Below are 23,963 nucleotides of genomic sequence, written 5' to 3'. Positions count from 1 at the left end.
AGCCGAAACCAAAGGCTGTGCCACGCCTAGTCTGAGCATGTCCGATAAAATTGAACTTCGCGCAGAGGTGCCGTCCGAATTGGGCGGCCAACGCCTCGATCAAGTCGCCGCACAATTATTCGCTGAGCACTCGCGCTCGCGCCTTTCCGCCTGGATCAAAGACGGCCGCCTGACTGTGGATGGAGCGGTTATCCGCCCGCGAGACATAGTCCATGGCGGTGCGATTCTTGAGCTGACTGCCGAGCAGGAAGCCCAGGGAGAATGGGTCGCCCAGGACATCGAGCTGGACATCGTCTATGAAGACGACGACATCCTGGTCATCAACAAACCCGCAGGCCTGGTGGTTCACCCGGCGGCCGGGCACGCTGATGGCACCTTGCTCAATGCCCTGTTGCACCACATCCCCGACATCGTCAACGTGCCGCGTTGCGGCATCGTGCACCGTCTGGACAAGGACACCACCGGCTTGATGGTGGTGGCCAAGACCATTCAGGCGCAGACGCAACTGGTTACGCAATTGCAGAGCCGTAGCGTCAGCCGTATCTACGAGTGCATCGTGATCGGTGTGGTCGTGGCTGGCGGCAAGATCAATGCCCCAATCGGTCGCCACGGCCAGCAGCGCCAGCGTATGGCGGTGATGGAAGGCGGCAAGCAGGCGGTGAGCCACTACCGCGTGCTCGAGCGTTTCCGTTCCCACACCCATGTGCGGGTCAAGCTGGAAACCGGTCGTACCCACCAGATTCGCGTGCATATGGCCCACATCAACTTCCCGTTGGTGGGCGATCCGGCCTATGGCGGCCGCTTCCGCATTCCGCCTGCGGCGAGCCAGACCATGGTCGAATCGCTCAAGACGTTCCCGCGCCAGGCCTTGCATGCACGTTTCCTGGAGCTGGACCATCCGACGAGCGGTAAGCGCATGAGCTGGGAATCGCCACTTCCAGACGATTTTGTCTGGTTGCTGTCGCTGCTCAAGCAGGATCGCGAGGCGTTTGTCGGATGAATGACTGGCTGATTCCTGACTGGCCCGCGCCTGTCGGGGTGAAAGCCTGTGTGACTACCCGTACGGGCGGCGTCAGCCAGGCGCCGTTCGACAGCCTTAACCTGGGCGATCACGTTGAGGACAGCCTTGAGGCCGTCCTTGAGAATCGTCGTCGCCTTACCGAAGCCTTTGATATTCAGCCGGCCTGGCTGCGCCAGGTTCATGGCGTGGATGTGGTCGAGGCCGACCCTGGCCGCACCGCCGAAGCCGACGGTAGCTGGAGCAGCACCCCCGGCATCGCCTGCACCGCGATGACCGCCGATTGCCTGCCTGCGTTGTTCTGCAACCGTGCCGGCACTCGTGTGGCTGCGGCCCATGCCGGTTGGCGTGGGCTGGCGGCGGGCGTGCTGGAGGCGGCCTTCGAAAGCCTCGACGCAGAGCCTTCGGACGTCTTGGTATGGCTGGGCCCGGCGATTGGCCCACAAGCTTTTGAGGTTGGCCCTGAAGTGCGTGAAGTCTTCATGCAGCACCTGCCGACAACTGCCGAAGCCTTTGTACCAAGCCTCAATCCCGGCAAATTCATGGCCGACATCTATCAGTTGGCCCGCCTGCGCCTTGCTGCGCGGGGCATCACCGCTGTTTATGGTGGTGGCTTCTGCACCGTGACCGACCCGCGCTTCTTTTCGTACCGGCGCAGCCCCCGCACCGGACGTTTTGCCTCCCTTATCTGGCTTGAACGCTAGACTCTGCTGATCTGGGTCAACGCTGATCCATATCAACCGCCGCTCGCTTGAATCTTCCAGAATCCACCCCATCTATAAGGGTATCTGGCAGGTTTCTTCATTCAGGATGTTTTATAGCTCCGGCCTGCTCAAAAGGAAGGTGACTAATGCGTATTGATCGTTTAACCAGCAAATTGCAGTTGGCCTTATCGGACTCCCAATCCTTGGCGGTGGGGCTTGACCACCCGGCCATTGAGCCTGCGCACTTGATGCAGGCACTCCTGGAACAGCAAGGTGGTTCTATCAAGCCCTTGCTGATGCAGGTGGGCTTTGATGTCAATAGCCTGCGCAAGGAGTTGAGCAAAGAGCTCGACCAACTGCCGAAAATCCAAAACCCTACCGGCGACGTGAATATGTCGCAGGATCTGGCGCGCCTGCTTAACCAGGCCGACCGCCTGGCCCAGCAGAAGGGGGACCAGTTCATCTCCAGCGAACTGGTGCTGCTCGCCGCCATGGACGAGAGCAGCAAGCTTGGTAAGTTGTTGCTCGGCCAAGGCGTGAGCAAGAAGGCCCTGGAAAACGCCATCAACAACCTGCGGGGCGGTGATGCGGTTAACGACCCTAACCACGAGGAGTCGCGCCAGGCCCTGGACAAGTACACCGTCGACCTGACCAAGCGTGCCGAAGAGGGCAAGCTTGACCCGGTGATCGGCCGTGACGATGAAATTCGTCGCACCATCCAGGTTCTGCAGCGTCGCACCAAGAACAACCCGGTGTTGATCGGTGAACCTGGCGTGGGTAAAACCGCGATTGCCGAAGGCCTGGCCCAGCGCATCATCAATGGTGAAGTGCCGGACGGCCTTAAAGGCAAACGCCTGCTGTCCCTGGATATGGGGTCGTTGATCGCCGGTGCAAAGTTCCGCGGTGAATTCGAAGAGCGCCTGAAATCCCTGCTTAATGAACTGTCGAAGCAGGAAGGGCAGATCATTCTGTTTATCGACGAGCTGCACACCATGGTCGGCGCCGGCAAAGGCGAGGGCTCAATGGATGCTGGCAACATGCTTAAGCCCGCCTTGGCGCGAGGTGAGCTGCATTGTGTCGGTGCTACCACGCTTAACGAATATCGCCAGTACATTGAGAAAGATGCGGCCCTTGAGCGTCGTTTCCAGAAAGTCCTGGTGGAAGAACCGAGCGAAGAGGACACCATCGCGATCCTGCGGGGCCTGAAAGAGCGCTACGAGGTCCACCATAAAGTGGCGATCACCGACGGCGCGATCATTGCGGCGGCCAAATTGAGCCATCGCTACATTACCGACCGTCAATTGCCGGACAAGGCCATCGACTTGATCGACGAAGCGGCCAGCCGCATTCGCATGGAGATCGACTCCAAGCCGGAAGTGCTCGACCGCCTGGATCGTCGCCTGATTCAGCTGAAAGTCGAATCCCAGGCCCTCAAGAAAGAAGAGGACGACGCGGCCAAGAAACGCCTGGAAAAACTCCAGGAGGAAATCGTCCGCCTGGAGCGCGAGTATTCGGATCTCGAAGAAATCTGGACCTCGGAAAAAGCCGAAGTACAGGGCTCTGCGCAGATCCAGCAAAAGATCGAGCAGTCGCGCCAGGAGCTGGAAGCCGCACGTCGTAAAGGTGACCTGAACCGCATGGCCGAGTTGCAGTACGGGGTGATCCCGGACCTGGAACGCAGCCTGCAAATGGTCGACCAGCACGGTAAGGCTGAAAATCAGCTGTTGCGCAGCAAGGTGACCGAGGAAGAAATCGCCGAAGTCGTTTCCAAGTGGACCGGCATCCCGGTGTCGAAAATGCTTGAAGGCGAGCGTGACAAGCTGCTGAAGATGGAGCACCTGTTGCACCAGCGCGTGATCGGCCAGGAAGAGGCGGTCGTGGCGGTGTCCAACGCGGTACGGCGTTCCCGCGCCGGCTTGTCCGACCCGAACCGTCCGAGCGGCTCGTTCATGTTCCTCGGCCCGACCGGCGTGGGTAAGACCGAGCTGTGCAAGGCCCTGGCCGAGTTCCTCTTTGATACTGAAGAGGCCATGGTACGGATCGACATGTCCGAATTCATGGAGAAGCATTCGGTGGCTCGCCTGATCGGGGCTCCACCAGGCTATGTGGGCTACGAGGAGGGCGGTTACCTGACCGAGGCCGTGCGGCGTAAGCCTTACTCGGTGATCCTGCTGGATGAGGTCGAGAAGGCTCACCCGGACGTGTTCAACATCTTGCTGCAAGTGCTGGAAGATGGACGACTCACGGACAGCCACGGGCGCACTGTGGACTTCCGCAACACGGTGATCGTCATGACCTCCAACCTGGGCTCGGCGCAGATCCAGGAACTGGTAGGTGATCGTGAGGCCCAGCGCGCTGCTGTAATGGATGCATTGACCACGCACTTCCGTCCGGAATTCATCAACCGGGTCGACGAAGTGGTGATCTTCGAGCCATTGGCGCGGGATCAGATCGCGGGCATCACCGAGATCCAGCTGGGGCGTCTGCGCGGTCGCCTGGCGGAACGCGAGTTGTCGCTGGAGCTGAGCCGCGAGGCGTTGGACAAGCTGATCGCGGTTGGTTACGACCCGGTGTATGGCGCACGGCCTCTGAAACGTGCGATCCAGCGCTGGATCGAGAACCCGCTGGCGCAGTTGATCCTGTCGGGCAGCTTTATGCCGGGCACCAGCGTCGAGGCGACTGTGGAGAACGACGAAATCGTCTTCCACTGAGCCCGGATTGCACTGCAATAAGAGAAGGCCCTGCATCCCAGGGCCTTTTTTTTCGATAGGGCGTTGAACTGTAAGGCAAAGGCTTGTAAAGTGCGCCCCGCAGCAACGTCAGCCCACGGGTTTCTTCTCCCCAAGAAGAAATCAGAAAGAAGCGCAAATCATTGTCTTAAAAGCAATTTAAAGGGTTGACAGGGGTTTTTAAGATTGTAGAATAGCGCGCCTCAGAGACGCTAACGTAGCGATACGGACAGGGTCGAAGAGAAGGTTACACAGCAGTAAAAGTTGTACTTTGAAATATGTAGTTCCGTGATAGCTCAGTCGGTAGAGCAAATGACTGTTAATCATTGGGTCCCAGGTTCGAGTCCTGGTCACGGAGCCAATTTCAAACCGGGGTATAGCGCAGTCCGGTAGCGCGCCTGCTTTGGGAGCAGGATGTCGGGAGTTCGAATCCCCCTACCCCGACCATATTTGGGTCGTTAGCTCAGTTGGTAGAGCAGTTGGCTTTTAACCAATTGGTCGTAGGTTCGAATCCCACACGACCCACCATTTTTGAGACCAGTTAACGCTGGAATCGAATCTTAAGATCAGAGGCCAAAAGCGCTGATCGAAGAAGGCGACTGAAAGGTCGCCTTTTTTTTACCGGGGTATAGCGCAGTCCGGTAGCGCGCCTGCTTTGGGAGCAGGATGTCAGGAGTTCGAATCCCCTTACCCCGACCATATTAAAAATCCTCGTATCGAAAGATACGGGGATTTTTTTTGCCTTAAATTATCTCAACTCCAACACAATACTAATGTGGAAGGGAGCAAGCCCCTCCCACATTGACCGAGTCCCACCAGGGACTCTGTTGTCAGTGAAGTTTCAGGCGCGGCTCAGTCCCGCGTCCAATCTTGCTGCCCAGCATCAGCATCGCCGTGCGGAAGAAGCCATACAGTGCCATCTGGTGCATGCGGTACAGCGACACATAGAACATCCGCGCCAGCCAGCCTTCCAGCATCACGCTTCCGGTCAGGTTGCCCATCAGGTTACCCACCGCCGAGAAACGCGACAGCGAGATCAGCGACCCATAGTCGGTGTACTTGTACGCTGGCAGGTCCTTGCCCTCGATACGCAGTTTCAATGACTTGGCCAGCAACGAGGCCTGTTGGTGCGCGGCCTGGGCCCGTGGCGGCACATTGCGGTCGGTGCCCGGTTGCGGGCACGCGGCGCAGTCGCCAAAGGCGAAGATGTTTTCATCACGGGTGGTTTGCAGCGTCGGCAGCACTTGCAGTTGATTGATGCGATTGGTTTCCAGGCCATCGATGTCCTTGAGGAAAACCGGGGCACGAATCCCGGCGGCCCACACCTTGAGACTGGCAGGAATCACCTGGCCACTGCTGGTGATCAATGCGTCGGCGGTCACTTCGCTGACCGCTGAGTTGGTCAGCACCGTCACCCCGAGCTTTTCCAGGGTTTTATGCACAGGCCCGCCAATCCGCTCCGGCAAGGCAGGCAGTACACGAGGGCCGGCTTCGATCAGGGTGATGTGCATGTTTTCCGGCTTGATGCGGTCCAGGCCGTACGCCGCCAGTTCGTGGGCCGCGTTATGCAACTCTGCGGCCAGTTCGACGCCCGTTGCACCCGCACCGACGATGGCGACGCTGATCTTTTCCACCACATCGGTCTGCCCGGCATGGGCGCGCAGGTAGTGGTTGAGCAGCTGTTGGTGGAAACGCTCGGCCTGCTTGCGGGTATCGAGGAACAGGCAGTGCTGCGCCGCGCCCTCGGTGCCGAAATCGTTGGTGGTGCTGCCTACCGCAATCACCAGGCTGTCATAGCCCAGCACGCGTGCAGGCACCAATTCGCGGCCTTCTTCGTCGAGGGTGGCGGCCAGCTGGATTTTCTTCTGTTCGCGGTCGAGCCCGCTCATGCGCCCCAGTTGGAACTCGAAGTGGTTCCATTTGGCCTGGGCGACGTAATTGAGTTCGTCTTCCGAGGAGTTCAGTGAGCCGGCAGCGACTTCGTGCAGCAAAGGCTTCCAGATATGGGTGAGGTTGGCGTCCACCAGCGTGATGCTGGCGGTGCCGCGCTTGCCCAGAGTCTTACCCAGGCGGGTAGCCAACTCCAGGCCGCCGGCGCCGCCGCCGACGATAATAATACGATGGGTCATGGGGGTATCTCGCAAGGCTAAAGGAAATCGGAGCAGTTACCCCCGCGAGCGCCAGGCAGCTCATAGCGTCAGGTAACTCAAAAGGCGGCTGAGCAGACCGAGCCCGATCACCACCACCAGCACCACACCAAGGAGCAGCCACGGCCGGAAAGGCTTGCGCTCGACTCGGTTCTGGGAGAGTTGCAGGTACTCTTCGACATGCTGTTGGTCGTCGGGGTTCAGGCGGCTGGTCATATAAGGCCTCGTCAGGTAGACGTTGCAAAAGGGCGCCACGTTACAGTGGGGGATCAGAGGCTGATGCCCACATCGAACACTATGCTGCGCCCCAGGTTGTTGCGCAAGAAATCCGGCGCGTCCGGGTGGGCGAACAGCACCCGGGCAAATGTCGGCCCCACCAGCGACAGCGAGCGCCAGCCCTGGCGCAAGTATTCGGTGGGTGGGGGGAAGTGGCTGTTGAGGTCGAGCACTTCGCGCTTGAGGCTGGTGAACGCGACGATATCCAATTCGCCCAGGTCCATCCCGCGCTCTTTGTAGTTATGGGCCTTCTTGCGCAACGTGGGCGCCAGGCGCAGCAGGAATTCATGGGCGGGGATACGCCGCGGCTTGGCTTCGCGCCGCACCAGCTGGCTCAGGGAGAATGCACTGCGTCGACGCAACAGCTCGTCACGCCATTCGTCGTTCAGGCGGCGCCCTTCATCGAGTACGAAAAACACCTCGAAACTGGCATCGCGAAACAACACATCGGGCGGTTCTTGCCCGGCGGGGTGAAACTCTTCGGCGCGGTAGGGCACATTCAAGCCTTGCAACAGGCGCTGGCAGACCCAACGCTCACGCTCCCATTTGCGGGCATTGGACAGGAACGCATTGGCTTGTTCGGCTGCTACGGTGAGCAGGCGCAAATAATCTGAGTCATCCATGCCTGCAGCTTAGCGTCCAAATGATGACCGCAGGAAGTCCTGCTGCAAAAGCCAGGGTGTAGACTGGCCTTTCAAGCGTAATTCCCCCGAATGAGGAGCGTGCAGTGAAGTGTCTGGTGGTGCTGTTGCTGAGTCTTTTGCCGGTATGGGCACAGGCTGTTGAAGTGGGCGAACGCCTCGCTCCCTGGACCTTGCTCGATCAATTCGACCAAGCCTATACCCTCGATAACCAGGCACGGACTCTGTTGGTGGCGCGCAGCATGGACGCGGCCAAGCTGGTCGACGCGGCGCTGCAAGGCCAACCTGCAGGCTACCTCGAAGCGCGGCATGCCGTGTTCGTCGCTGACATCCAGCGCATGCCTCGACTGATCGCCAAATTGTTTGCGGTGCCGGCCATGCAATCCTACAACTACCGCGTCATGCTGGACCGTGACGCACGTATCGCCCCGCGTTATCCCGCGGCGGCGGATAAAGTGCTGTGGCTGCAGTTGGATCACGGTACGTTGGTTTCTCAACATGAATACGGCACTGCTGCCGAACTGCGCCAGGCCCTGGAGCAGGTGAAGCCGTGATCAGTGCCGCAGTGCTGGCGCCCACAACCCTCGGCATCGGCTGGCTGTTGTATGCACCGGTGCTGCTATGGGCGATCCTGCGCTCGCCATGGGTCGAGTTGTTTGCCGACCGGCGGCGCCAGCATTTGTTGTTCGGTACGGTGTTCGCACTGTTCATGTTGTGGCTGGTACGACGGGATTTCGACACCGGTGTGTCCTACCACTTTATCGGTATGACCGCCGTAACCCTGCTGTTGGATTGGCCCCTGGCCATCGTCGGTGGTTTTGCCGCCCAGTTCGGGTTAATGCTGCTTGGACGCCAGGACCTGGCAGCCCTTGGCATCAATGGCCTGCTGCTGGTCGTGCTGCCGGTGCTGGTCACCGAGGGCTGTGCGCTTGTGGTCGAGCGAGCGCAGCCACGCAATCCCTTCGTGTATATCTTCTGCTCCGGTTTTTTTGCTGCCGCGTTGTCGGCCTTGTTTTGCCTGCTGCTGGGGCTGGGGTTGCTGTGGTTCGACGGTCGTTTTGCCATGCCTGAATGGCTGGAGGATTTCGTCGGCTACCTGTGGCTGATCATCTTCCCCGAAGCCTTTATCAACGGCATGGTGATCAGCGCCCTGGTGGTGTTTTGTCCGGAATGGCTGGAGACATTCAACCGCACACGCTACCTCTCGGCGCCCTGGAAGGATGACGAATCGCAGCGTTGACCCAGATCAAATCCCGCGCAGCCGAGCAGGCCCATGCTCTGCGAAATTTTCCTAGGCAAGGCGGGAGCACGAATCATGAGTGTGTACGAGTGGGCACGGCAGGAGTTGCGCAGAAGCCAGGATGCGGCACAGGAAATCGGTTTCGACCCGGGCTTGACCCTGCGCGCGATGCTCAGCGCGGTGGTGCAGCAGAGCAAGGGCGTACGCAGTTTCGAAGACCTGGCCGACGAGCTGCAATACCTCGCAGAAAACCTCGACGACCAGCAGGAATACGCCTTTATGCGGCCTTAGTGGCGCGGCGGCAAGTCTTCGGAAAACAGCTCGTCTTCGGCATCCGGCGCCACGGGAATCTTGTGTTCCTCGGCGGCCCACGCGCCCAGGTCGATGAGTTTGCAACGGTCCGAGCAGAACGGCCGGTTGGGGTAGGCTGCATTCCATTCCACGGGTGCACCGCAGGTTGGGCAGTCGACGGTCAAGGGTTGGCTCATGATCGGCCTCCACGCAAAGTAAGGTAAAAGTGGTGCAGTCGCTCGACCTCGCTGTGCAGCCAGGCGAGATCCTGGTCATTGACCAGCACGTCGTCGGCATGGTTCAGGCGGTCTTCACGGCTGGACTGTGCCTTGAGAATTGCCTGAACCTGTTGTTCGCTGATGCCGTCGCGCTGCAGGGTACGCTGAATTTGCAGCGATTGCGGCACGTCGATCACCAGGATGCGCTGGGTCATGCTGTACTGGCCGGATTCGATCAGCAGCGGGGACACCAGGATCGCGTAAGGCGAGCGGGCGCGAGCCAGGTGACCACGAATCTCCTCGCCAATCAACGGGTGCAGCAAGGCTTCCAGCCAGCGGCGCTCTTCGGGCACCTCAAAGATCAGCTTGCGCAACGCGGCGCGGTCCAACTGGCCGTCGGGCTGCAATACGCCAGCACCAAAATGCTCGGCGATGCGGGCCAGCGCCGGCCGGCCGGGTTCGACCACCCAGCGCGCGGCGTGATCGGCGTCCACCAGGTCAATGCCCAGGTCGATAAAGTGCTGGGCTGCCGCACTTTTACCGCTGCCGATGCCACCGGTGAGGCCGAGAATCCAAGGTGTTGCAACAGGAGTGGTCATCTGAAACCGACAGACTGCAAATAGAAGTCGGTTATTTGACCACCCCAGAGCAATGCAATCCAGCCGGCAATTGCCAGATACGGACCAAACGGCATCGGTGTGGACGCCAGGGTCTTGCGCAGGCGCATCAGGATCAACCCGACAAACACCCCTACCAGCGACGACATCAACAGTGTCATCGGCAATATCTGCCAGCCGCCCCAGGCGCCGAGCAAGGCCAGCAACTTGAAATCACCGTGGCCCATGCCGTCTTTGCCGGTGACCAGCTTGAACAGCCAGAACACGCTCCACAGGCTCATGTAGCCGATCACGGTGCCCCATAGTGCGTCGGGTAATGTCGTCAGTAATCCAAAGCTGTTGACGATCAGCCCCAGCCACAGCAATGGCAGCACCAGCACATCAGGCAGCAACTGGTGGTCTGCGTCGATCAGGCTCATTGCCAGCAACCCCCAACTCAACACCAGCACCGCTGCGGCCTGCCAGCCAAAGCCGAAATGCCAGGCAACCCAGGCCGAGATCAACCCACAGGCGAGTTCCGTGAAAGGGTAGCGGGGGCTGATGGCTCCCTGGCAATGGGCGCAGCGCCCCCTGAGCATCAGGTAGCTGAGCAGTGGGATATTTTCCCACGGCCGGATTGGATGATCACAGTGTGGGCAGCATGAGTTGGGGTGCATCAGGTTGTAGGTCGGCCCGCCAGGTTCGGCAGGCAAGCCGAGCACTTCATGGGCCTGGTCACGCCATTCCCGTTCGAGCATTTTTGGCAGGCGCCAGACCAGCACGTTGAGGAAACTGCCGACGATCAGCCCCAGTACCAGCGCGATGGTGACAAAGGCCAATGGGTACTCGTTCAGCAGCAGGCTCAAAATGCACTCCCCAGCTGGAAGACCGGCAGGTACATGGCGATGACCAGCGCGCCGACGATGCCCCCCAGCACCACCATGATCAATGGCTCCATCAGGCTGGTGAGGTTGTCGACCTGGTTGTCCACGTCAGCCTCATAGTGGTTGGCGACCTTTTCCAGCATGTGTTCCAGGGTGCCCGACTCTTCGCCGATCGCCGTCAGTTGGATCGCCATGCCGGGAAACAGGCCGCTGTTGGCCATGGATTGATTCAGTTGCATGCCGTTGGATACATCGTGACGCATATGTTCGATTGCCTGTTTGAACGGGCCGTTTCCCACGGCGCCGGCGACTGAATCCAATGCCTGGACCAGTGGAACACCGGCGGCGAAGGTCGTGGAGAGCGTGCGGGCGTAGCGGGCCACGGCGGATTTTGTCAGCAGTTTGCCTGCCAGGGGCGCTTTCAACAAACCTGTGTCCAGCCAGTAGCGAAAGCCCGACGAATCCCGATAGGCCTGGCGCAGCCCAGCGGCTCCCGCGACTATGCCCAATACCAGCATCCACCATGCGTGCTGCATGAACGCCGACAGGGCGATCACGTGCAAGGTAAATGCCGGCAGTTTGCCGTCGACTCCGGCGAACAGGGCCTGGAACTGCGGTACCACGTGGACCAGCAGTATGCCGGTGACCAGGCTGGCAACCACCAGGACAGCAATGGGGTAGGTCATGGCCTTTTTGATCCTGGCCTTGAGCTGTTCACTCTTTTCCCGGTGGATCGCCACCCTTTCCAGCAGTGTCTCAAGCGCCCCGGCCTGTTCGCCGGCGGCCACCAGGTTGCAGTACAACTCATCGAAATAACGCGGTTGTTTGCGTAATGCCTCAGCCAGGCTGCTGCCGGCGGCGATCGCCTGTTTAAGTCCCAGCACCTGCTCACGCACAGCGCGATTGTCGACGCCTTCGCTGATGATGTCGAAGGCTTGCAGGAGTGGAACCCCAGCCTTCAGCAACGTAGCCAGTTGGCGCGTGAACAGCGTGATGTCAGCCGCTTTGACTGATGGGGTGAGGCTTGGCGGCAGCGGGGATTGCTTGCGCACACGACCGGGGCTGATCCCTTGCTGGCGCAGTTGTGCCTTGACCAGGGCTGCGTTGTGCCCCTTGGTTTGCCCGGACACCCTGCGCCCTTTGCGGTCGATGCCTTCCCAGGCGTAAGTCGTTGAAGCGTTGTCCATGTCGCGGTTCCGCATACAGGCTGTCGAAGATTTATAGCTTAGTCAGGTGACGGATTCGGGCATGCCGATGGCGCGGGATAAAAATGTCAGAATGTGCGTCTTGAGCGCGATTGGCCGCTTGCGGGTGAGTACACTGGCGCCGTTGCAAAAACGGGGTGCAGGACGCGCCTTGTCATGAGTTCTATTCTGGAGAGTGAATGTGATACGTCAGAAAGGCTTTACCTTGATCGAGTTGTTGATCGTCGTGGCAATCATCGGCATTTTGGCCACCATCGGCCTGCCCATGTACACCACCCACCAGGCCAAGGCCAAGTTCACTGCCGGCCTGGCTGAAATTGCCGCGTTGAAGGCTGGTTACGAAGACACCATGAACCAGGGCACCGTACCTACCGTGGCCTTGATCGGCGGCACCAGCCCTACGGCCAACTGCAAGATCGACGTGGCAGGCGATGTGGCCACGGGGGCGGGCTCCATCAGCTGCGAAATACTCGACGCACCGGCACCGGTGCTGGGCAAGACCATCATCCTGGTCCGCAGCGCCGCCGGCTGGAAGTGCGCGACGACCGCTGAAGCGAAATATGCCAGCAAGGGCTGCGGCGCCGACGGCGCATAACTGCTAAACCATCCACAGGGAAGTAGAGGTGGCCGATGGTGTTATCCGTACAGCAGCGAGGCGGTGTTTTCCTGGTAGCAGCGGTGTGCCTGTTGAGTGTCGGCATCTGTGCACCGTTCGGCGGGCATGATCTACAGCGTGTCATGCAAATTGCCATCGGGTTTTGCGCGGTGCTGTATGGGTTGTCGGTTACCTCCACTGAACCCTGGGTAGACAGGCCCACTGCCTGGGGCGTGGTGCTGGTTGTGGTGCTGGGCCTGCTGTCCTCGGCGCTGGCCCATCAGCCGCTGTGGGCACTCACCGAAGTGGCGCTGTTTGTCAGCTGCGCGGCGATTGCCGTCGCCTTTGCCCTGCTTCGTCGTCACGGCGGCGAGCCTCTGGATCGCGTGCTGATCCTGGTTGTGGTGTTGCTGTGCCTGATCAAGTCGCTCCAGTATCTGTATGCCGGTACGCTGGCGTTCACCAGCGGCGAGCGCATGCTGGATCCTGACCGACTGCTCTCCGGCTTTTCCAACAAGCGTTTCTACGGACAGTTTCAGACATTTACCTTGCCATTGCTGGCGCTGCCTTTGCTGATACCCAATGTCTCCCGCGCCTTGCGGGGGATGGTGTTTGCGTTGCTGTGTGTCTGGTGGCTGATAGCAATCAGCGGCGGTACGCGGGGTACCTGGCTTGGCATGGGCGTGGCGGGCGTGGTGTTGGCGCTGCTTGGGCCATGGGGGCGTCGCTGGCTGGGCTGGCAATTGGTCGCGGTGTTGGTTGGGCTGTTGCTGTATTGGCTGATATTCACGGGGCTGGCGGATTACCTGGGGATTGAACTCACCAGTGATGCCGCGGATCGCCTCACCACTTCGCTGTCGGGACGGGGCCCGATCTGGTGGCAGGCGTGGCATATGCTCGTCGAGCGACCGTGGCTTGGTTACGGACCGATGCATTTTGCCGATATTGCCAACAGGATTGCCGCTCATCCCCATCAGGCGATCCTGCAATGGGCCAGCGAGTGGGGTGTACCCTCGGCGCTGTGCGTGGCGGTGTTGGCATGGCGAGGCGGCTGGACCACCTTGGCTGTGCTACGCGAGCGAGCGCTGTCCGCCGCGCGGGTTGACCTGCTGCGCTTGTGCCTGTTTGCGGCGTTGGTGGGGACGCTGGTGCAGGCCATGGTCGATGGCGTGATCGTGATGCCCAACTCCCAGGTCTGGTTGGCGCTGGTGGTGGGCTGGCTGATGGCGCTGCATGAGTTGCGCGTGCCAGCAAGCGCTGTGCTGCCGTTGGCGCGGAACCTATGGAAAGCCTTGGGTGTGTTGGCCGTTGGTCTGTTGGTATTTATCGCGGTGCGCGATGTGCCTCACCTCCAACAAGCCCAGCAGCAGTACCAGGACCGCAAAGGTAATTACCTGCAACCACGCTTCTGGGCTCAGGGGGTGATTGCTCGTTGAAGGGTGCAAGTTGCCGGACGCCCGATGCGGTGCTAGCTTTAGTCCACCGCCCGTGTAGCTCAGTTGGTAGAGCAGCGCACTCGTAACGCGAAGGTCGCAGGTTCGATTCCTGTCTCGGGCAAAAAGGCGCTACTTTTTTAGCGGCAGTGCTTCAAAGGCAATGTTTTCAGATGATCCCAGAATGGTTCTGAAGGCCAGACGAGTTGGCACGTGTGCCGGCTCTTTTGTATCTGCGCAACCTTGATGACCCAGATGCATCCCCATTCCTCGATCTAAGAGAACGACATGACCACGACTGAAATGACCCAGGAAGTTCGGCATCAAGCAGCCCTCGAAAAATACCTTGAGGAATCGCCGCAGCTTAAAGAAGAGATCAAGGACCTGAGCGCCGATGATCAGCGCGACCAGATCCAGTGGGCGTTTGAGGACGAGGCCGAGAGCCAGGGCTTCCAGCCTTGGGAACTGACCCTCAAGTACACCTCGACGCCGGAAGAGTTCGAAGCGGCACGGCTGGCCTTGCACAAAGAGGCGGCCGAGGTGCTGGGTGTCGAATGGGAAGAATACTGCGAGATGAACGACCTGGTCGTTTAGACGCAGCTTGTAGGAGCGAGCTTGCTCGCGAAAATCGCTAACGATGACGCGGGCTGCCTGGTTCCCTGCGGCGTTCTCAGGTTTTTCGCGAGCAAGCTCGCTCCTACAGTTAAGGTGCTCAGATACTGAGGCGCATCGACAAATCCACCGCCTTCACATCCTTGGTCATCGCACCAATGGAGATGTAGTCCACCCCCGTCTCTGCGATAGGCAGCAGGGTGCTTTCATTGATCCCGCCGCTGGCTTCCAGCTTGGCCTTGCCGCCATTCAGGCGCACGGCTTCCCGCATGTCTTCCAGGCTCAATTCATCGAGCATGACGATGTCGGCGCCCGCCGCCAGCGCTTCGCGCAGTTCGTCCAGGCTCTCCACTTCAATTTCCACCGGCTTGCCGGGTGCGATCTTGTGGGCGGCGCTGATGGCCTGGGCAATCCCGCCGCTGGCAGCGATGTGGTTTTCCTTGATCAGGAAGGCGTCATACAAACCGATACGGTGGTTGTGGCAGCCACCGCAGGTCACCGCGTACTTCTGCGCGAGGCGCAGGCCGGGCAGGGTTTTTCGAGTGTCCAGCAGCTTGACCTGGGTGCTGGCGACAAAATCCGCCAGGAACCGGGCGCGTGTGGCGACCCCGGAGAGTAACTGCAGGAAGTTCAAGGCAGAGCGCTCGCCACTGAGCAGCGAACGCGCCGGCCCCTCCAGGTGGAACAGTGCCTGGTTGGGGCTGACGCGTTCGCCGTCGGCCACCTGCCAGTGCACGGCGACCCGTGGGTCCAGTTGGCGGAATACGGCATCCACCCACGCAGTGCCGGCGATGACGGCGGCGTCGCGGGTAATGATGGTGGCCGTGGCCAGCCGTTCGGCCGGGATCAACTGTGCGGTGATGTCGCCGCTGCCGATGTCTTCCAGGAGCGCGCGGCGCACGTTGGCTTCGATTTCGGCGGTGAGGTCGGCTAGACGGAGGTTCGGCATATCAGGCTCCACAAACAAAGTGTCCCGATTATAGGGGCAGCGTGCGTTTGAACCCAGGCTCACCACTCATTTACAGCGCAATGTCAGAGTTTGCTGGCGCAACGGCACTCATTTGCAAGATAATCTCGCGCCTTGCAATTGGCGTCATAGCTTTGACGTCCTGGTGATAACCGGTTATCCACAGCCTTATTGGGCCTGTACCCGATCTTTCCCCAACGCTTTACCGCCGTTTCAGGAGGCCAGGATGCACAATGACGGAAAGGTGGTGCCAATCAACAAGGCACAAGCCACGCCATCGCCGCTCGCGCGCCTGCCGGTGGTGCTGCTGCAGGTTCGCGACAAGGCGGCGCAGCAGTTGCAGCAGGGTTTACAGGAACTGTTCGATAACGCCGACGACACCTTGTTCGAAATGGCCGACAAGGCCCGCAACAACGTGGACCACCATATCTTCTTTGAAGCCATGCGCGACCTGCGCCTCAAGCGCAAGAATTTCGAGCGTGTGTTCATGGAGCGGCTGTTCGAAGCCTTTGGCAACCTGGGGCTGGCGGGCCGTGGTGAACTTCAGTTGGTGCCGGTGGTGTCCTATGACGCGGCCTCAGGCACGTCCAAGGATGACCTGGAAAAAGCCGTCGCGCTTGAAGCCATGCTGGGCCGGGTGCGCCACCGCGACGGCCTGGCGCTGTCGCAACTCACGGCACGCCTGAGTGTCTTGCTCGGCAATCGCCTGGACGACTGTGAAAACCCCCTGGGTCCGGCGCTGCTGTGCGAGTTTTTCCTGCGTGCCGGGCGTAGCCTGGGCGTGGAGATCCGCGTCAAGCTGATCATGCTCAAGCTGTTTGAAAAGTACGTACTCAGTGATGCTGACCAACTGTACGGTGAAGCCAATCAGCTGCTGGTCGCGACCGGCGTGTTGCCGGAACTCAAGGCCGCGCCGTCCCGCCGCCCCTGTGGCCGTGCCGCCCGTGATCATCAGCGTGAAGAGGTATTGCCGAGCACCGACCAACACGTCGACGAAAATGGCCAGCAAGCCTTCAGCGCCTTGCAGGCGTTGTTGACCGTCGTGCGTGGTAGCGTGTCGCCTACCCTTGAAGCCAGTGCCGAACCCCAGCCTATCGCCACCCGCGACCTGCTGCGGCTGTTATCCCACTTGCAGCAGTACGTCCCGGAGCCGGAAGCCGAGGATGATTTCGACCTGTGTAACCAACTCGAGCAGTTGCTTACCCGTGTCAGCGTCAAGAGTGGCAAGTCGCGGGTGGTGGAGGATGCGGATGAAGATGTGATCAACCTGATCGCCCTGCTGTTCGAATTCATCCTCAATGACCGCGCAGTGCCGGACGCCTTCAAGGCCTTGATCGGCCGTCTGCAGATCCCGATGCTGAAAGTGGCGGTGCTGGACAAGAGTTTTTTCAGTCGCCCCGGTCATCCGGCGCGGCGCCTGTTGAATGAAATCGCTACCACCGCCATGGGCTGGAGTCCGGTCGATGACTTCCAGCGCGACAGCCTGTACCTGCGCATAGAGCAGGTGGTTCAGCGTTTACTCAATGATTTTGTTGAAGACCCGGCGATTTTTTCCCAATTGCTGACTGAATTCACTGCGTTCACCGCCGATGAGCGTCGTCGCAGCGAATTGCTTGAACAGCACACCCGCCATGCTGAAGAAGGGCGCGTGCGCACAGAAGCGGCGCGGGCACGGGTGGCCGAGGTACTGAATCGACGGATGCTGGGCAAGGTTTTGCCGCAGGCGGTGGTGCAGTTCCTGCAACAGGCCTGGAGCCAGGTGCTGTTGCTGGCCAGCCTCAAGCACGGCGAGCAGTCGGTGCAATGGCAAGCAGGGCTGCGCACCATGGATGAGCTGATCTGGAGTGTCAGCCTGCCGGCAGACACTGAAGCCGGGGTGCACTTGCTGGAGCAGTTGCCTGGGTTGCTCAAGGCACTGCGCGACGGTTTGACCAGCGCTGCATTCGACCCCTTCAGCACCCGTGATTTTTTTGTGCGCTTGCAGACCCTGCATGTCCGGCCGCCAGAGGGGGGCGATGGATGGCTCGAAGTGCGTGAACCCTTCGTGTTCAGCGTACTGCCGCTCGATCCCGTCGAGGGCCTGCCGGAGGATGATCCGGACCTGGCCAAGGTGCACCAATTGCGAGTCGGTGACTGGATCGTGTTCCAGCAGGGCCCGGCAGGCACCCTGCGGTGCAAGCTGACGGCGATCATGGCGCCGGCCAACACCTACGTTTTCGTCGGCCGTACCGGGCTCAAGGTTCTGGAGAAAAGTGCGGGCCAACTGGCAATGGCGCTCAAACGTGGCGCGCTGCATCACCTCGACGAGGAGCCGCTGTTCGAGCGGGCGCTGGCGGCGGTGGTGGGCAAGCTGCGTCAACTCAATCGCGGCAAGTGATCGCAACCACGGGGTCGAACGCGGCATACTGGTCACACTTAGTCACGTTCAAGGATCCTGTATGCAGTTGGACCCCGCCAGCGGCTGGTGCCAGGGCATTCGCCATTGCCCTTCACCCAACTTCAACGAGCGCCCGGCAGGCGAAATCTCACTGTTGGTGGTGCATAACATCAGCCTGCCGCCCGCGCAGTTTGCTACCGGCAAAGTGCAGGAGTTTTTCCAGAACCGCCTGGACGTCACGGAACATCCCTACTTTGAAGGGATTGCCGACCTACGGGTGTCTGCGCATTTTCTGATTGAGCGCGACGGCACGGTGACGCAGTTTGTGTCCTGTATCGACCGGGCCTGGCATGCCGGGGTCTCGTGCTTCGAAGGGCGTGAGACGTGCAATGACTTTTCCTTGGGGATAGAGCTTGAGGGCACGGATGATTTGCCGTTCACCAACCCCCAGTATGTATCGCTGATCGACCTGACCCGTCAGTTGCTGGCAGCCTACCCAGGTATTACGCCGCAACGTATTTGTGGCCATAGCGACATCGCTCCGGGGCGCAAGACCGATCCCGGCCCCGCTTTTGATTGGACGCGCTTTCGCAGCGCCCTGCAGGATGGAGGACACGCACGATGAGTTTTCTGGTGTTGGTGTTGGCCGTGTGGATCGAGAAGTTCTCGGCCCTGCGCCAGCGGTTGCAGCGTGATGGCGGCTGGTTGCGCGAATTGGCCAAGTTGGAGTCGAGCCCGCGCATGGGCAAGCAGCCGTGGCTGATTCTGGTCCTGCTGGTGTTGCTGCCGGTGGCGTTGCTGGCGTTGTTGTTGCTGGTGCTGGAACCGGTGGCCTATGGTTTGTTGGCGCTGCCGGTGCACTTGCTGGTGGTGATCTACAGCCTGGGCCGTGGCGATCTATTGGCTGGGCTGGGGCCATTTCGCGATGCCTGGCGCCGTGGTGACCTGCAGGCGGCCGAACATGTGGCCGAGCGTGACCTGAAGTTGGGCGCCGACAGCGGCGAGCAACTGTTGGAGCGCGTCCAGGGCCATCTGTTGTGGCAGGCCTACCAGAGCTTCTTTGCCGTGATTTTCTGGTACTTCCTGTTGGGGCCGGTCGCCGCGCTGGCCTATCGACTGCTGGCGCTCGCCAGTGAGCACAGCCAGAACCCTCTGGTGGCTGAGCGCGCCGGGCAGCTGCGTCACGCGTTTGACTGGCTGCCGGTGCGCCTGCTGGCGGCCAGTTTTGCCCTGGTGGGCAACTTCGTCGCGGTCAGCCGTGTCATGCTCCACGAGTTGTTGAGCTGGGACATCAGCGCCGCGCAACTGGTGGAAAAAGTTGGCCTGGCCGCCGCTGAAATCCCACCGCCCGTAGTGGGTGCAGACGGTATCAACAGCCTGGATCGCCTGTGGGAACTGCTGCTGCGTGCGGCGGTGCTGTGGTATGCCGGGTTTGCGATCTGGATCGTGCTCCCCTGATTCCTGTGGTGAGCGGGCTTGCCCCGCGACGGGCTGCGCAGCAGCCCCCTGCCACTCTCACTCGTTAACTTTACGTTACAAAACTCCCTTTCAAATTGAGCTATACAGACAGAGCGCCAAATAGTGGCTTTCTGCCGCCGCCCTGCGCCTGAATAAAAATAAAACAAAGGGGAGGTCACCTGTGAAGAGCTTGCTCTATCCCGCCGTCGCGCTGATGAACCGTCTTAGCTTCGGCCTGAAGTTCAGCCTGATCAGCGTGCTGTTCCTGCTGCCGATGCTGGCCACCAACTATTACCTGGTGCGTGATTCCTGGCGCGAATTCCAGGGCACCCGTGTCGAGCTGCAAAGCCTGGATTTGCTCGGCAGCAGCCTGGTCCTGCGCCGTGACCTGGAAACCCTCAATAACCAGGTGCAGATCAACGCAACGCTCGGTCAGTCCGGCAAGGCCGCTGACCTTGAGGGCAAGATCAGCGCCTTGGAGCAGAGCGTGCTCGCCCGTCTGCAACGCCTCAACCCGATGGCTGCCGAACCTGAGCAAATCGCTGCCTTTGAAGGTAAGCGTGACGAACTGATCACGGCCTTCCAGGCCCAGCAACAGGAAAGCTCGCTGCAGAGCAAAAGTGCGTTGATCGGCAAGTTGCTCAACAAGGCACAGATGCTCAGCCAGATCATTGCCAGCCAGTCCGGCTTGAGCCGCGACCCCCAGAGTGACTTGCGCCAGCTCAGCGAGCTGATCACCAGTGTCACCCCGCAGGTCACCCAGACCCTGGGAGAAGGCCGGGCGATGGGGGCCTACTCCCTGGGCCAGGGTTTTCTCAACTCATCTTCCAGTACCCGCTTCGACGAACTGCTGCAACAGTTGGAAAAGCTCCAGGCCGAATACGCCTTGAAATTGCAGGACGTCCTGGGCTCCAGCAACGCCGCGCACGCGGCGCTCGACAGCCTGGCCAAGGCCAGCAACGCCAGCCTCAAGCACGGCAGTGAATTGTTTGAAGAGCAGGTGGTGATGGCCGAAACCCTTGACGCGCCGTGGCAGGGTTTCTATGACAGCGTCAGCCAATTGATGGAGCACACCTATCAGCTCGATGACGCCACCCTGACGTTCCTCGGGCAGCAGCTGGAGCAGCGCCTGGCGCAGAACCGTACGCACATGGTGGTGCTGGTCTCGGCGCTGACGGCGGTGTTTTTGCTGATCTTCTACCTGTATGCAGGGTTCTACGCGTCTACTCGCACCACGTTACGGCGCCTGGGGGCGATGATGGACAAGGTGGCCGCCGGCGACATGACCGTTACCTTTGTTGCCCAAAGCCGCGATGAGTTGGGCGACCTCGGCCAAGTGTTCAACGGCACCGTGGCGAAAATCCATGATTTGATCGAGCGCGTCGGGCATACCGTCAGCCAGGTCGAGTTGCAGGCCGGCCAAGTGGAAACGGTCTCGGCCCGGAGCAATCAGGCGGTCTCTGGCCAGCGCATGCAGATTGAGCAGGTGGCGACGGCCATGAACCAAATGTCCTCCACCGCCCAGGAAGTGGCGCGCAGTGCCGCGGCGGCGGTCAGCAGTGCCCACAGCGTCAACGATGAAACCGTCAATGGCCGTGGCCTGGTGCAATCCCAGCAGGGCAGCATTGCGCGGCTGGCCTCGGAGATCGACCAGTCGGTTAGGGTGATCAACCAGTTGGCCACCGACAGCCAGTCCATCAGCAGCGTCCTGGAGGTGATCAAGAGCATCGCCGAGCAGACCAACCTGCTGGCACTCAATGCGGCCATCGAGGCCGCACGGGCGGGTGAGCAGGGACGCGGCTTTGCCGTGGTGGCCGACGAGGTGCGAACCCTGGCCCGGCGGACCCAGCATTCCACCGAAAAAATCGAGCAAATGATCAGCCGCCTGCACAGCGGCGTGGCCGCAGCCGTGAAGGCCATGGGCACCAGCCATGAAATGGCCAGCGGCACTGTGGAACAGTCGGACAAGGTCCAGCAAGCCCTGGAAAATATCCTCGGTGCCGTGGGCATGATCGTCGATCAGAATCAGCAGATCGCCGCAGCGGTGGAGCAGCAGACCGCCGTCGCCCATGACATCGACCAGAATATCGTCGAAATCAATCGTGCCGGCGAGCATGCCGCCCAAGGCGCGCATCAGACTGAAGCGGCGAGCCGGCAGCTGTCGATACAGGTGATCGAGTTGAAGCAACTGATCGGGGCCTTTCGTGTGTAAGGCGGTGGTGTAGGATTGGTCTTGGGTTGGTGTAGTGCCTGTCCTGATTTCCTGAAGTACCTTTTTTGCGCGGGTGAATGAGTGAAAATTTGTGTCACTCAATCAAGGTCCAAGGGAGGCATGACAATGACCACTGCAGTCGGCGTCAAGGGGCACTGCGCCCATTGCGACATCACGTTCGAACTCAAGCCTTGGCAGTTAAATGCCATCGCCATTGAAGAACCCTTTGATTGCCCGTATTGCCAGCGCGTCCTGGAGCTGAACTGCCCCCGGCAGTTGCGACATTTCAAGGCGCTGGACCATTGGGCGCTGGTACGCCCGAGCATGGCCGTGCTGACGTGCGTGGTGCTGATCGTGGCGCTGGTGACGGAGTGGATTGGCCTGATCAGTGTGGTCGGGCAGCTCAACGTGTCATTGATGGTGCTGCTGGTGCACTTCCTGGTGCTGCGCTATGTCCGTCATCGGCAGCGAATGACCTTGAACCTGCAAGCGGTGACCCCGGTACTACCAATTGAACAGCTCGCACGCATTGCGTGTGCTCGCCTCGGCCAGCGCTAGGGGGCTGGTGCCCATGCGCTCGGCCAGGGCGGTGCAGATCGCCGGCAGGTGCTGCGGGCTGTTGCGCTGGCCCGGGTACATGGCCGGCGCCATGTCGGGGGCGTCGGTTTCCAGTACGACCGCGTTCAACGGCAGCTGTGCCAGCACTTTATGCATGCGCAGGGCCTGGGGCCATGTGGCTGCGCCGCCCAGGCCGAGCTTGAACCCGAGCTTGATGTATTCGTGGGCTTCTTCCCGGCTGCCGGCAAACGCGTGGATGATGCCGCCCCGTGGCAGGCGGATGCGCTTGAGCGTGGCGATCACGGCCGCGTGGGCGCGGCGTACGTGGAGCAGCGCCGGCAGTTGGAAGTCCACCGCCAGTTTGAGCTGGGCTTCGAACAGGCCTTGCTGGCCTTCGCGATCCAGCTGTTCAACAAAGTAATCCAGGCCGATCTCACCTACCGCGCAGAGCTGTCGATGGCCGTGGAGGCGGGTCAACCAGTCTCCCAACTCCGTCAGGTCGGCGGGCTTGTGCTCATCAAGGTACACCGGATGCAGGCCAAAGGCCGCGAACAAGCCGGCATCCGCCTGCACCAGATCCCACAGCCGCTGCCAGTTCTGCTGATACACCCCCAACACCACCATGCGCCGCACGCCCAACTCACGGCTGTGGGCGAGGACTTCCCGGCGATCGCTGTCGAAGTCCGGGAAGTCCAGGTGGGTGTGGGTGTCGATCAGCTCCACGTTCAGGCCTCGTGGATACGCTGCTTGAAGGTCCGGCCGATGGCGTGCACGCCCGGTTGGTACTGTTCTTCTTCAATGGCGGCCAGGGCCAGGCGCAGGGCGGTGTCGGCAATCAGCTGATGTTGCTGGGCCATGGCGTTGACCGGCAGCGGCAGGAAGTCCAGCAACTGGGTGTCACCAAACGTGCCCAGGCGCAGCGGGCGTGACTTGAGCGGGAAGTCATGCAGTGCGTCGAACACGCCTTGCAGCAGCACGTAGGACGTGGTCACCAAGGCGTCAGGCAAGTGCCCCAGTTGATGCAGAAGTTGCTCCATCAGCTGTCGGCCACAGTCGCGGCTGAAGGCTTCGCCGTGTTCGACGATGACCTCGCCGGTGAAACCGTCAAGCGCTTCACGGAAGCCAGCCGCACGCTCCTGGCTGATGCTCAGCTCGGGCCGCGCGCCAATCAGCACGATCTGCTTGGGCAACGGTTGCAGCAAGCTGCTGGTCAGTTGCTGGCAGGCCTGGCGGTCGTCGCTGACCACCGAGCAGAACTGGTCCGCCCCCATCACCCGGTCGATGGCAATCACCGGCAAACCCTTGGCTTGCAGCTCGCGGTAACTGTCATCGCTGGCCGGCAGGCAGCTGGCGACGAACAGCGCGTCGCAACGGCGGGCGCGGAACAGTTGCAGCAGTTGGCGCTCGCTCTCGGCTTCATCGTCTGAACTGGCGATCAGCAACTGATAGCCGCGGGCCCGTGCACCTTGCTCCAGCAGCTTGGCGATGCGTGCGTAACTGGGGTTTTCCAGATCCGGGAGGATGAACCCCAGGGTACGGGTATGCCGGCTGCGCAGCCCGGCGGCCTGGGGGTTGGGCGTAAAGCCATGGGCTTCAACCACAGCACGCACGCGCTCGACGGTCGCGCTGCTGATGCGTTGCTGTGCGGCTTTGCCATTGATGACATAGCTGGCGGTGGTCACGGACACACCGGCCAGACGTGCGATATCACTGAGTTTCAAACCGGGATTTCCTTGTTTTTTGGAGCTCGCCCCGACATTTTGTCCAATCGTAACCGATTCCTGCACACGACTAATGTCTCA

General features: G+C 60.6%; 24 protein-coding genes, 5 tRNA genes and 2 pseudogenes. 21 read left to right on the top strand and 10 right to left on the bottom strand.

The genetic code is table 11. The features are described 5' to 3' along the window. Nucleotides 1–37: 37 nt before the first annotated feature. The 7 genes from rluD (at nucleotide 38) to Q8X51_RS07390 (ending at nucleotide 5,150) form a co-directional block, all read left to right on the top strand. Nucleotides 38–1,000 (top strand): 23S rRNA pseudouridine(1911/1915/1917) synthase RluD, encoded by a 963-nt coding sequence (gene rluD / locus Q8X51_RS07420; protein WP_027606843.1) that lies wholly within the window; start codon nucleotides 38–40, stop codon nucleotides 998–1,000. Beyond that, nucleotides 997–1,722: a peptidoglycan editing factor PgeF gene (pgeF, locus tag Q8X51_RS07415; RefSeq protein WP_407693112.1), complete on the top strand. Its 726-nt coding sequence runs from the start codon at nucleotides 997–999 to the stop codon at nucleotides 1,720–1,722. Before rluD ends, pgeF begins: the two co-directional genes overlap by 4 nt. A gap of 146 nt (nucleotides 1,723–1,868) precedes the next feature. After that, nucleotides 1,869–4,433, top strand: coding sequence for an ATP-dependent chaperone ClpB (gene clpB, locus Q8X51_RS07410; RefSeq protein WP_137212612.1), 2,565 nt, complete (start codon nucleotides 1,869–1,871; stop codon nucleotides 4,431–4,433). A 303-nt stretch (nucleotides 4,434–4,736) separates the two neighbouring features. Further along, a tRNA-Asn gene (locus Q8X51_RS07405) sits at nucleotides 4,737–4,812 on the top strand. A gap of 9 nt (nucleotides 4,813–4,821) precedes the next feature. Further along, a tRNA-Pro gene (locus Q8X51_RS07400) sits at nucleotides 4,822–4,898 on the top strand. A gap of 5 nt (nucleotides 4,899–4,903) precedes the next feature. Continuing rightward, nucleotides 4,904–4,979, top strand: a tRNA-Lys gene (locus Q8X51_RS07395). Between the two features lie 94 nt (nucleotides 4,980–5,073). Further along, nucleotides 5,074–5,150 (top strand) — tRNA-Pro (locus Q8X51_RS07390). A gap of 131 nt (nucleotides 5,151–5,281) precedes the next feature. On the opposite strand, the gene Q8X51_RS07385 is transcribed toward Q8X51_RS07390, so the two are convergent. The 3 genes from Q8X51_RS07385 to Q8X51_RS07375 are packed head-to-tail and all read right to left on the bottom strand — an operon-like array spanning nucleotide 5,282 to nucleotide 7,497. Then, entirely contained in the window at nucleotides 5,282–6,580 is a 1,299-nt protein-coding gene (locus Q8X51_RS07385) for an NAD(P)/FAD-dependent oxidoreductase (RefSeq protein ID WP_407693113.1), read from the bottom strand. A 60-nt stretch (nucleotides 6,581–6,640) separates the two neighbouring features. Next, complete coding sequence (locus tag Q8X51_RS07380) at nucleotides 6,641–6,814, bottom strand: DUF3094 family protein (protein ID WP_016976295.1); 174 nt, start codon at nucleotides 6,812–6,814, stop codon at nucleotides 6,641–6,643. A gap of 53 nt (nucleotides 6,815–6,867) precedes the next feature. Further along, nucleotides 6,868–7,497 (bottom strand): DUF1780 domain-containing protein, encoded by a 630-nt coding sequence (locus Q8X51_RS07375; RefSeq protein ID WP_027604891.1) that lies wholly within the window; start codon nucleotides 7,495–7,497, stop codon nucleotides 6,868–6,870. Between the two features lie 104 nt (nucleotides 7,498–7,601). Here Q8X51_RS07375 and Q8X51_RS07370 point away from each other — a divergent pair, with 104 nt between their 5' ends. From Q8X51_RS07370 to Q8X51_RS07360, 3 genes are all read left to right on the top strand, one after another. Beyond that, the gene (locus tag Q8X51_RS07370; RefSeq protein WP_407693114.1) at nucleotides 7,602–8,069 is read left to right on the top strand and encodes an FAD/FMN-containing dehydrogenase; all 468 of its coding nucleotides are present in this window, start codon (nucleotides 7,602–7,604) and stop codon (nucleotides 8,067–8,069) included. Then, on the top strand, nucleotides 8,066–8,755 hold the full coding sequence (locus Q8X51_RS07365) for an energy-coupling factor ABC transporter permease (protein ID WP_065924081.1): 690 nt from the start codon (nucleotides 8,066–8,068) through the stop codon (nucleotides 8,753–8,755). The genes Q8X51_RS07370 and Q8X51_RS07365 overlap by 4 nt, the downstream gene beginning before the upstream one ends. 75 nt (nucleotides 8,756–8,830) lie before the next feature. After that, nucleotides 8,831–9,046, top strand: a complete 216-nt coding sequence (locus Q8X51_RS07360) for a hypothetical protein (protein WP_003171680.1) — start codon at nucleotides 8,831–8,833, stop codon at nucleotides 9,044–9,046. Here the strand turns inward: Q8X51_RS07360 and yacG are convergent. Genes yacG through Q8X51_RS07340 form a run of 4 tightly spaced genes read right to left on the bottom strand, consistent with a single transcriptional unit; the run spans nucleotide 9,043 to nucleotide 11,931 of the window. Then, nucleotides 9,043–9,243, bottom strand: coding sequence for a DNA gyrase inhibitor YacG (gene yacG / locus Q8X51_RS07355; protein WP_065924082.1), 201 nt, complete (start codon nucleotides 9,241–9,243; stop codon nucleotides 9,043–9,045). The genes Q8X51_RS07360 and yacG overlap by 4 nt on opposite strands. Next, nucleotides 9,240–9,863 carry a dephospho-CoA kinase gene (coaE, locus tag Q8X51_RS07350; protein ID WP_065948454.1) on the bottom strand — a complete coding sequence of 208 codons (624 nt, stop codon included), beginning with the start codon at nucleotides 9,861–9,863 and terminating at the stop codon, nucleotides 9,240–9,242. The genes yacG and coaE overlap by 4 nt, the downstream gene beginning before the upstream one ends. Next, nucleotides 9,860–10,726 (bottom strand): prepilin peptidase, encoded by an 867-nt coding sequence (locus tag Q8X51_RS07345; RefSeq protein ID WP_323145753.1) that lies wholly within the window; start codon nucleotides 10,724–10,726, stop codon nucleotides 9,860–9,862. The genes coaE and Q8X51_RS07345 overlap by 4 nt, the downstream gene beginning before the upstream one ends. Continuing rightward, nucleotides 10,723–11,931 (bottom strand): type II secretion system F family protein, encoded by a 1,209-nt coding sequence (locus tag Q8X51_RS07340; protein ID WP_407693115.1) that lies wholly within the window; start codon nucleotides 11,929–11,931, stop codon nucleotides 10,723–10,725. The genes Q8X51_RS07345 and Q8X51_RS07340 overlap by 4 nt, the downstream gene beginning before the upstream one ends. Nucleotides 11,932–12,133: 202 nt before the next feature. On the opposite strand from Q8X51_RS07340, the gene Q8X51_RS07335 reads away from it, so the two are divergent. From Q8X51_RS07335 to Q8X51_RS07315, 5 genes and pseudogenes are all read left to right on the top strand, one after another. Continuing rightward, nucleotides 12,134–12,544: a pilin gene (locus Q8X51_RS07335; RefSeq protein ID WP_407693363.1), complete on the top strand. Its 411-nt coding sequence runs from the start codon at nucleotides 12,134–12,136 to the stop codon at nucleotides 12,542–12,544. A gap of 35 nt (nucleotides 12,545–12,579) precedes the next feature. After that, nucleotides 12,580–13,980 (top strand): O-antigen ligase family protein, encoded by a 1,401-nt coding sequence (locus Q8X51_RS07330; RefSeq protein WP_065924086.1) that lies wholly within the window; start codon nucleotides 12,580–12,582, stop codon nucleotides 13,978–13,980. Between the two features lie 48 nt (nucleotides 13,981–14,028). Continuing rightward, nucleotides 14,029–14,101: transfer RNA gene (locus Q8X51_RS07325), tRNA-Thr, on the top strand. A 164-nt stretch (nucleotides 14,102–14,265) separates the two neighbouring features. Beyond that, a complete protein-coding gene (locus tag Q8X51_RS07320; protein ID WP_027604882.1) occupies nucleotides 14,266–14,571 on the top strand; it encodes a DUF6388 family protein in 306 nt (101 codons plus the stop codon). 21 nt (nucleotides 14,572–14,592) lie between these two features. Beyond that, nucleotides 14,593–14,682, top strand: a pseudogene (locus tag Q8X51_RS07315) (outer membrane lipoprotein carrier protein LolA); the annotation flags it as partial. 7 nt (nucleotides 14,683–14,689) lie between these two features. Here the strand turns inward: Q8X51_RS07315 and nadC are convergent. Beyond that, on the bottom strand, nucleotides 14,690–15,538 hold the full coding sequence (gene nadC, locus Q8X51_RS07310; RefSeq protein WP_027604881.1) for a carboxylating nicotinate-nucleotide diphosphorylase: 849 nt from the start codon (nucleotides 15,536–15,538) through the stop codon (nucleotides 14,690–14,692). 244 nt (nucleotides 15,539–15,782) lie between these two features. On the opposite strand from nadC, the gene Q8X51_RS07305 reads away from it, so the two are divergent. From Q8X51_RS07305 to Q8X51_RS07280, 6 genes and pseudogenes are all read left to right on the top strand, one after another. Continuing rightward, on the top strand, nucleotides 15,783–17,933 hold the full coding sequence (locus Q8X51_RS07305; protein WP_407693116.1) for a DUF1631 domain-containing protein: 2,151 nt from the start codon (nucleotides 15,783–15,785) through the stop codon (nucleotides 17,931–17,933). 61 nt (nucleotides 17,934–17,994) lie between these two features. Further along, complete coding sequence (gene ampD / locus Q8X51_RS07300) at nucleotides 17,995–18,558, top strand: 1,6-anhydro-N-acetylmuramyl-L-alanine amidase AmpD (RefSeq protein ID WP_407693117.1); 564 nt, start codon at nucleotides 17,995–17,997, stop codon at nucleotides 18,556–18,558. After that, nucleotides 18,555–19,391 (top strand): regulatory signaling modulator protein AmpE, encoded by an 837-nt coding sequence (gene ampE / locus Q8X51_RS07295; protein WP_065924089.1) that lies wholly within the window; start codon nucleotides 18,555–18,557, stop codon nucleotides 19,389–19,391. Before ampD ends, ampE begins: the two co-directional genes overlap by 4 nt. A gap of 214 nt (nucleotides 19,392–19,605) precedes the next feature. Continuing rightward, nucleotides 19,606–20,745 (top strand): annotated as a pseudogene (locus Q8X51_RS07290) (HAMP domain-containing protein); the annotation flags it as partial. 117 nt (nucleotides 20,746–20,862) lie between these two features. Continuing rightward, nucleotides 20,863–21,603, top strand: coding sequence for a methyl-accepting chemotaxis protein (locus Q8X51_RS07285; RefSeq protein WP_407694969.1), 741 nt, complete (start codon nucleotides 20,863–20,865; stop codon nucleotides 21,601–21,603). A 126-nt stretch (nucleotides 21,604–21,729) separates the two neighbouring features. Beyond that, nucleotides 21,730–22,161 (top strand): hypothetical protein, encoded by a 432-nt coding sequence (locus tag Q8X51_RS07280; protein ID WP_065924091.1) that lies wholly within the window; start codon nucleotides 21,730–21,732, stop codon nucleotides 22,159–22,161. On the opposite strand, the gene Q8X51_RS07275 is transcribed toward Q8X51_RS07280, so the two are convergent. Then, on the bottom strand, nucleotides 22,108–22,884 hold the full coding sequence (locus tag Q8X51_RS07275) for a TatD family hydrolase (RefSeq protein ID WP_407693118.1): 777 nt from the start codon (nucleotides 22,882–22,884) through the stop codon (nucleotides 22,108–22,110). The two genes, Q8X51_RS07280 and Q8X51_RS07275, sit on opposite strands and share 54 nt — an antisense overlap. 2 nt (nucleotides 22,885–22,886) lie before the next feature. Further along, nucleotides 22,887–23,882 (bottom strand): catabolite repressor/activator, encoded by a 996-nt coding sequence (cra, locus tag Q8X51_RS07270; protein ID WP_065924093.1) that lies wholly within the window; start codon nucleotides 23,880–23,882, stop codon nucleotides 22,887–22,889. Nucleotides 23,883–23,963 lie beyond the last annotated feature (81 nt).

Origin of the sequence: Pseudomonas sp. Yb2C2, assembly GCF_052112325.1 — a bacterium.
Taxonomy (GTDB): Bacteria; Pseudomonadota; Gammaproteobacteria; order Pseudomonadales; family Pseudomonadaceae; genus Aquipseudomonas; species Aquipseudomonas marginalis.
This window is presented reverse-complemented; position numbering and strand designations above follow the sequence as displayed.

Bases quoted from the DNA above. Each gene is read 5' to 3' on its own strand.
- rluD (WP_027606843.1), top strand. From the start codon at position 38: ATGTCCGATAAAATTGAACTTCGCGCAGAGGTGCCGTCCGAATTGGGC.
- pgeF (WP_407693112.1), top strand. From the start codon at position 997: ATGAATGACTGGCTGATTCCTGACTGGCCCGCGCCTGTCGGGGTGAAA.
- clpB (WP_137212612.1), top strand. From the start codon at position 1,869: ATGCGTATTGATCGTTTAACCAGCAAATTGCAGTTGGCCTTATCGGAC.
- Q8X51_RS07385 (WP_407693113.1), bottom strand. From the start codon at position 6,580: ATGACCCATCGTATTATTATCGTCGGCGGCGGCGCCGGCGGCCTGGAG.
- Q8X51_RS07380 (WP_016976295.1), bottom strand. From the start codon at position 6,814: ATGACCAGCCGCCTGAACCCCGACGACCAACAGCATGTCGAAGAGTAC.
- Q8X51_RS07375 (WP_027604891.1), bottom strand. From the start codon at position 7,497: ATGGATGACTCAGATTATTTGCGCCTGCTCACCGTAGCAGCCGAACAA.
- Q8X51_RS07360 (WP_003171680.1), top strand. From the start codon at position 8,831: ATGAGTGTGTACGAGTGGGCACGGCAGGAGTTGCGCAGAAGCCAGGAT.
- yacG (WP_065924082.1), bottom strand. From the start codon at position 9,243: ATGAGCCAACCCTTGACCGTCGACTGCCCAACCTGCGGTGCACCCGTG.
- coaE (WP_065948454.1), bottom strand. From the start codon at position 9,863: ATGACCACTCCTGTTGCAACACCTTGGATTCTCGGCCTCACCGGTGGC.
- Q8X51_RS07340 (WP_407693115.1), bottom strand. From the start codon at position 11,931: ATGGACAACGCTTCAACGACTTACGCCTGGGAAGGCATCGACCGCAAA.
- Q8X51_RS07330 (WP_065924086.1), top strand. From the start codon at position 12,580: ATGGTGTTATCCGTACAGCAGCGAGGCGGTGTTTTCCTGGTAGCAGCG.
- Q8X51_RS07320 (WP_027604882.1), top strand. From the start codon at position 14,266: ATGACCACGACTGAAATGACCCAGGAAGTTCGGCATCAAGCAGCCCTC.
- nadC (WP_027604881.1), bottom strand. From the start codon at position 15,538: ATGCCGAACCTCCGTCTAGCCGACCTCACCGCCGAAATCGAAGCCAAC.
- Q8X51_RS07305 (WP_407693116.1), top strand. From the start codon at position 15,783: ATGCACAATGACGGAAAGGTGGTGCCAATCAACAAGGCACAAGCCACG.
- ampD (WP_407693117.1), top strand. From the start codon at position 17,995: ATGCAGTTGGACCCCGCCAGCGGCTGGTGCCAGGGCATTCGCCATTGC.
- ampE (WP_065924089.1), top strand. From the start codon at position 18,555: ATGAGTTTTCTGGTGTTGGTGTTGGCCGTGTGGATCGAGAAGTTCTCG.
- Q8X51_RS07285 (WP_407694969.1), top strand. From the start codon at position 20,863: ATGCAGATTGAGCAGGTGGCGACGGCCATGAACCAAATGTCCTCCACC.
- Q8X51_RS07280 (WP_065924091.1), top strand. From the start codon at position 21,730: ATGACCACTGCAGTCGGCGTCAAGGGGCACTGCGCCCATTGCGACATC.